A 5865-nucleotide genomic window follows, 5' to 3' on the forward strand; every position below is an offset into this window, starting at 1 on the left:
CAGGAAGAAAATTAATGCCAGACCGAGAGAAAAACTCAATTTCTCGACTCCGGCTGAGGTCTTTTTCAAAAATATTTCGTAATGTTGCACTCGCTGGTTGACTCTGCCTGAGCGTAAAAAATATAGTTGTCCTATATATTTACACAATTTTCCATTGCAAGAATCAAGAAAACTGAATAAATTCGGCATACTTAGCGATAAGAAAATTATGTGAATTAATCTAACTTTGGTTTAACTTAACAAATTGGAAGTATGAAAAACAGAAAAGACCAATCGATTCTGGGACGCTGCGCCTCAATAGGGCAACGTCTGTTCTTCTTCGCCTTGTTGACCGTAATATCTATAGGTATGTACGCGCAAGGCAAAACCGTGTCGGGTACGGTGGTCGACAAGACCGGCGAAACCGTTATCGGCGCGAGTGTGGTAGTAAAAGGCACGACGAACGGTACGATTACCGATTTCGACGGCAAGTTTACCTTATCTAATGTCCCTAATGACGGGACCATCGAAATCAGCTTTGTGGGCTACAAGACCCAGGAGATTTCGGTAGCTGGGAAAACCAACATCCAAGTGACTTTGGAAGAAGACACCGAAGTGCTGGATGAAGTAGTGGTAGTAGGTTACGGTATCCAGAAGAAATCGGACGTGACCGGTGCGATGGCACGCGTGGGTGAAAAAGAATTGAAAGCGATGCCGGTAAAGAATGCCTTGGAAGGTATGCAAGGTAAGACAGCCGGTGTGGACATCACTTCCAGCCAGCGTCCGGGTGAAGTAGGTAAAATCAATATCCGTGGTGTGCGCTCCATTACAGCAGACCAAGACCCGTTGTATGTTGTGGATGGTATGATTATCCAGAACGGCGGTATCGAAAACATCAACCCGTCGGATATCGAATCTATCGACGTACTAAAGGATGCTTCGGCAACCGCTATTTACGGTTCACGCGGTGCGAACGGTGTTGTATTGGTAACTACTAAAAAAGGTAAGGAAGGAAAGATTTCCTTGAACTATTCGGGTACCGTTACTTTCGAAACCCTGCATGACGTAACCGAGATGATGTCGGCTGCGGAATGGTTGGACTATGCCCGTCTGGCAAAGTACAACATGGGTTCTTATCCTTCGGCTACCCCTGATTATGCAGGTGATAGAGCTGCATTCGGCAGTGTAGCCGCTTCGTGGGCAAACATTGAAAAAGCATGGGAAGGCGGCACATACGATCCTACGAAAATAGGTTCTTACGACTGGGCTTCGCATGGCAAGCAGACCGGTATCACTCACGAACATACCCTGAGCGCATCGGGCGGTACAGACAAGTTCCAAGGCTATGCTTCGTTCGGTTACCTGAACCAGAAAGGCACACAGCCGGGACAGGCTTACGAACGCTATACGTTAAAGACCTCATTTGATGCCAATCCGATAGATTTCTTTAAGATGGGTGCCAACATTAACGCTTCGTATTCCGATCAGGACTATGGATACAGCTTTACCAAGTCCGTAACCGGTTCCGGTGATTTATACAGTGCATTAAGAAGCATGTTGCCGTGGACGGTTCCATACGATGAAAACGGCGAATATATCCGCAATCCGAACGGGGATGTCAACATCATCAACCCGATTCGGGAATTGGATTACAATACTAACCAACGCCGTACCTTCCGTGCCAATGCCAGTATGTATGCACAGGTAGACTTCGGCAAGATCTGGGAACCGCTGGAAGGACTTTCTTACCGTCTGCAGTTCGGTCCCGAATTCCAATATTATACGTTGGGTATTGCCAATGCAGCAGAGGGTATCAACGGAGACGGCAATAACAGAGCGCAATATAAGAATGAGCAAAAACGTTCATGGACCTTGGATAACCTGATTTATTACAATCGGAGTTTCGGTGACAAGCACGATTTGGGCTTGACCTTGATGCAGTCGGCTTCGGCTTACCATTACGAAATGGGCGATATGCGTGCAACAAATGTGGCTTCTGCTGATGAGCTGTGGTATAATATGGCTTCTGCCGGCAGTTTGAATTCATTTGGTACCGGACTGACCGAGACTCAGATGGAATCCTTCATGATTCGTGCCAACTATGGCTTTATGGACCGTTACTTGCTGACCGCTTCTATCCGTTGGGACGGTGCGTCGCAGTTGGCTCCGGGTCATAAGTGGGCAAGCTTCCCTTCAATGGCAGTCGCTTGGCGTATCGACCAGGAAGAATTTATGCAAGACCTGAATTGGTTGAGCCAATTGAAACTGCGTTTCGGATATGGTGTAACGGGTAATGCAGCAATTGATGCATACGCTACTAAGGGTGCAATAACAAGTCTGTATTATAATTGGGGACAAACCGATTCGTCATTAGGTTATGTACCTTCAGATCCTTCAGCTAAAGATCCTGCTAAAATGGCAAATCCTGATTTAGGTTGGGAACGTACGACTCAATATAACGTGGGATTGGATTACGGTTTCTTCAATAACCGTTTGACCGGTAGTTTGGATGCTTACTGGACTAAGACAAAAGACTTGCTGTTGTCCATGACTATTCCTTCACTTACAGGTTATACTTCTACTTTTGCCAATGTGGGTAAGACTTCTGGTTGGGGTATTGATTTGCAAATCAATGCCATTCCGGTACAGACCAAAGACTTTACGTGGAATACAACTTTGACTTGGTCAATGGACCGTAACCAGATTGACGAGTTGTCTAACGGAAGAACCGAAGATGTAAATAATAGATGGTTTGTCGGCGAAGAAATCGGGGTATATTATGACTATGTATATGACGGTATCTGGAAGACATCGGAAGCTGAAGAAGCTGCCAAGTATGGACGTAAGCCCGGACAGATCAAGGTGAAAGACTTGAATCATGATGGCGTTATCGATGCTACGAATGACCGTCAGATTGTAGGTAAAGTACGTCCGGATTGGACTGCAGGCTGGAACAATACATTCAGCTATAAGAATTTTGAACTCTCATTCTTTATCCTTTCGCGCTGGGGCTTTACCGTACCTCAAGGAGCTGCTACCTTGGACGGACGCTATATGCAGCGTAAATTGGATTATTGGGTAGCCGGAACCAACGAGGATGCCGAATACTATTCTCCGGGTTCGAACGGTGAAGCAGCCGATACTTATAGTTCTTCTATGAATTACCAAGACGGTTCGTACATCAAGGTACGTAACATTTCGTTGGGATATAACTTTACACCCAAACAGTTAAAGAATACCGGATTAAGTACCTTGAAGGTATATGTACAGGCAATGAACCCGTTCACTATCTACAAGGCTACCGATTGGCTGGATACCGACTTGTTGAACTACGATAACAATACCACGACTTTTGGTTCGTCCACTACGCTGAAGAGCTGGGTTATCGGATTGAACATCGGCTTCTAAATAGGTATTGGTATGATATATAATAATATGATAAAAGGAATAAACGTATGAAACTAAATAAAACATTATTTACTCTGCTGATAGCAGGAGTAGCGGGGGGTATGGCTACTTCGTGTAGCGATTCTTTCCTTGACGAGGAACTGATTACCCAGCCCAGTACAGATCGTTTTAAAACTCAAGAGGGTTTGGATGAATTGGTAACAGGTGCTTATCAAAAATTGAAATTTAAATTCAATTACATTTGGGCTATCGAATGCTATAATATGGGTGTCGATGAATTTACGGATGCCAATAATACCATGCCGGCGTGGAATCATTATAGTCAGGACTTAAACTCTGCAGAAACGGGCGCTAATCAGCCCATGTGGGATAATATGTATGGTTTGATAGAACCTGCCAATATCTTAATAACCAATATTCCGCAATTTTATAGCCAGTCGAGTGCTACATATAACACTCGTTTGGGTGAAGCCTATTTCTTGAGAGGATATGCCTATTTTGAACTGGTAAAACAATTTGGCGGTGTACCTATCAAATTAAATCCTTCTACCTCGGTAGAAACAACATTTACCCGTAATAGCGAAGAAGAGGTTTATGCTCAAATTATATCCGATTTAGAACAAGCCTATAGCTTGTTACCGGAATCTCCTGAAGCAACCGGTCGTATTACGAAGTGGGCTGCTGCGCATTTCTTGGCTAAAGCACATTTGTTCCGTGCTTCGGAGTTATATAGTGACTGGAATGATAGTTATGTAGCACAAGATTTGCAGGATGTCATTAAATATGGAACAGAGGTATGCAATGCTCATCCTTTATGTTCTAATTATGTAGATTTGTGGGATTATACAGAACCCAATGGGGCAAACGAAAAAGTAAGCGAAGTAATTTTGGCTGCACAATTTTCAAATGATGAATCTACATGGGGACGATATGGAAATCAGATGCACTTATATTATCCTTCAGTTTATCAGGACATGGCAGGAACAAAACGTGACATTTCAGGTGGACGTGAATTTTCTTACGTGAGTGCAACGGAATACACCATGCAGGTTTTCGACCGTGTGAATGATTCTCGTTTTTGGAAATCGTTTATTACTTGTTATGGCGCGAATGATACTTCCAGTGCTCCTACTTGGAGTAAAGGAGATATTCAATCCGGTTATGCTCCGGAAGGTGCTGTAGAAGGTGGCAAACGTTTTGTGGCAGGTGAAATAGGTATTAAATATATCGTAAATAATCCTGGTGATACCCGTTATACAAAATATGAAGAGTTGAATACAGAAACAGGTCTTACTGCCCCTGTAGAAGCAAAAATATTGAAGAATGGAAAGATTTCTGCTCCTCATACTTTTGTTCGCTATTATGCAGGACAAGCACAAAGCTGGAACTTGGATCCGCAAAATTCAACCGGAAACTATTATAGTATTGTACCTCACAAACGTTCTGTAGCGTTGTCTAAATTTAGAGATGGCTATCGTAACTCTGTTGCTTCTCAATTTGGAACACGTGATGCGATTATTGCTCGTTCTGCAGAAGATGTGTTGATGGTAGCTGAAGCGTATATTCGTCAAGGCGAGTCACAATATGCCAATGCTATTGAATGGATTAATAAGTTGCGCGACCGTGCTGCTTATCAAGCAGGTGAAGATAGAAGTGTGAATGTGGATGGTGGTCAGGCGTACAAAAATAATCCTTATTGCAGTGGAAAAGGTGGTGGATATTCTCCTGATGGTGCAATTTATAGTGAAGAAAATACGTATTACGAATCGAATAACTTGGAAGGTCAGGAAAATGTGTACAATGCACAGTCTTCTTTGGATAATATGCACCTGAACAGTGTCAGCGATATCTATAATTCGGAAGTAGACCAGCCGATTTACGATGCGTTGGGTTGCAGCAGCAATGCAGACAAGATGATGTGTTTCTTGCTGAACGAACGTACCCGCGAGCTTTGTGGTGAATTGTATCGTTGGGAAGACCTTGCCCGTACCATGACTTTGGATGCCCGTTGGCATGCATTTAATGACGGTGTAAGCCGTGGCATCGGTGAATTTGATCCGGCGAAACATTATTATCGTCCGATTCCACAATCGTTCTTGGACGGTATCACCAACGAAAATGGTGGTGCATTAAGCAATGAAGAAAAACAAGCTATGCAGAATCCGGGATATTAATTCCTGAATTAGATAATAAACTAACCTGAAAGAGGCGGGGACAGCAAAAGCGGTCTCCGCCTCTTTTGTGTAGTACGCTCGGCATGAGTATTAGCTAACGGGTGCAAGTCCCTAATGAGCCCTAATAGCGGGAATCATACAGCCAAAAGCAAGGGTGTCCATCGTGAGGTGGAATCTGAAGGAAGCTGGCGGCACACATCTGGTCTGACGAACAGAAACTTCATATAAGGCATAAAACCGTGGGTAAGGTTGCTATACAAACCAAAGCCCTATAGCTATTCGGAACGGTTGGTGTAAATGAAGC

Annotated in this window: 2 protein-coding genes; both read left to right on the plus strand. The window is 43.8% G+C overall.

From position 1 onward, the window contains the following. The first annotated feature begins 348 nt into the window (after positions 1–348). Complete coding sequence (locus B5F78_RS15685) at positions 349–3387, plus strand: SusC/RagA family TonB-linked outer membrane protein (RefSeq protein WP_430746827.1); 3039 nt, start codon at positions 349–351, stop codon at positions 3385–3387. A 47-nt stretch (positions 3388–3434) separates the two neighbouring features. After that, positions 3435–5561 (plus strand): RagB/SusD family nutrient uptake outer membrane protein, encoded by a 2127-nt coding sequence (locus B5F78_RS15690; protein ID WP_087407174.1) that lies wholly within the window; start codon positions 3435–3437, stop codon positions 5559–5561. The last annotated feature ends 304 nt before the right edge of the window (positions 5562–5865 follow it).

It is taken from the genome of Bacteroides sp. An279 (assembly GCF_002159615.1).
Classification (GTDB): domain Bacteria; phylum Bacteroidota; class Bacteroidia; order Bacteroidales; family Bacteroidaceae; genus Phocaeicola; species Phocaeicola intestinalis.

What these genes read in the sequence shown, in the direction of transcription:
- B5F78_RS15685 (WP_430746827.1), top strand. Translation starts at nt 349, where the DNA reads ATGTACGCGCAAGGCAAAACCGTGTCGGGTACGGTGGTCGACAAGACC.
- B5F78_RS15690 (WP_087407174.1), top strand. Translation starts at nt 3,435, where the DNA reads ATGAAACTAAATAAAACATTATTTACTCTGCTGATAGCAGGAGTAGCG.